This window comes from Sphingomonas sp. ACRSK (genome assembly GCF_022346685.1).
Lineage (GTDB): Bacteria > Pseudomonadota > Alphaproteobacteria > Sphingomonadales > Sphingomonadaceae > Sphingomonas > Sphingomonas molluscorum.
Map to the genome: position 1 here is coordinate 1 of NZ_JAKRNR010000085.1, position 1,060 is coordinate 1,060.

Sequence of the window (1,060 nt, forward strand, 5' to 3'; positions counted from 1 at the left end):
CGAGGCTGTAGAAGATTTCGCCATTTAGGAGCTCGTCTCGCAGGGAGCCGTTGAAGCTTTCGTTGTAGCCGTTCTCCCATGGTGAGCCCGGTGCGATGTAGAGCGTCTTCACGCCGATCTGCCCGAGCCAGGCCTGGACGGCGGTAGCGATGAACTCGCTGCCATTATCGGACCTGATATGCGCTGGCGGACCCCGCTCGATGAACAGCTCGGCAAGTGCCGCAAGCACATCCTCGTGGCGGAGCCGACGTGCCACAACCAGCGCCAGACATTCCCTGCTCGCCTCGTCGATGATGGTCAGAATGCGGAACTTGCGTCCGTCGTGCGTCCGCGCCTCGACAAAGTCGTAGGCCCAGACGTGCCCCGGATACTCCGGCCGCAGCCGGATGCAGGACCCATCGTTGAGCCATAACCGGCCTCGTTTCGGTTGCCGCTGCGGCACCTTCAACCCCTCGCGTCGCCAGATCCGCTCCACACGCTTATGGTTCACCGACCAGCCGGCCGCATGCAGCAGTGCCGTCACCCGGCGATAGCCGTAACGGCCGTACTGCCTGGCCAAAGCGATGATGTCCTCGGTCAGCGCCTCTTCGTCATCTGCCCCGCACGGCACCTTGCGCTGCGTCGACCGGTGCTGGCCGAGCACGCGGCACACCCGCCGCTCGGATACATCCAGCACGTCCCGGACATGATCGATGCAGCGCCGGCGCCGTGCGGGGCTCAGAAGTTTCCCTTTGCCGCCTCCTGCAAGATCAGCTTGTCGAGCGTCAGATCCGAAATCGCACGCCGAAGCCGGGCGTTCTCCTTCTCCAGATCCTTCATCCGCCGAGCCTGATCCGTCTTCAGGCCACCATATTCCTTGCGCCAGCGGTAATAGGTCTGCTCGCTGACCGCGATCCGCCGGCACGCCTCAGCCGTCGTCCCGCCCTGGCCCAGCATGATCTCAACCTCACGCAGCTTCCCGATAATCTCCTCGGGCTTGTGCTTCTTCGAAGGCATTCGTCGTCCCTTCCTTGATCCAGACTGTCATAGTCGATGGACCACTCAGAAGGGGGCAGCTCAG

The 1,060-nt window shown here is 63.2% G+C and carries 1 pseudogene; it reads right to left on the reverse strand.

The window, feature by feature from the left end:
• Positions 1 to 996, reverse strand: a pseudogene (locus MHZ35_RS17820) (IS3 family transposase); the annotation flags it as partial.
• Positions 997 to 1,060 lie beyond the last annotated feature (64 nt).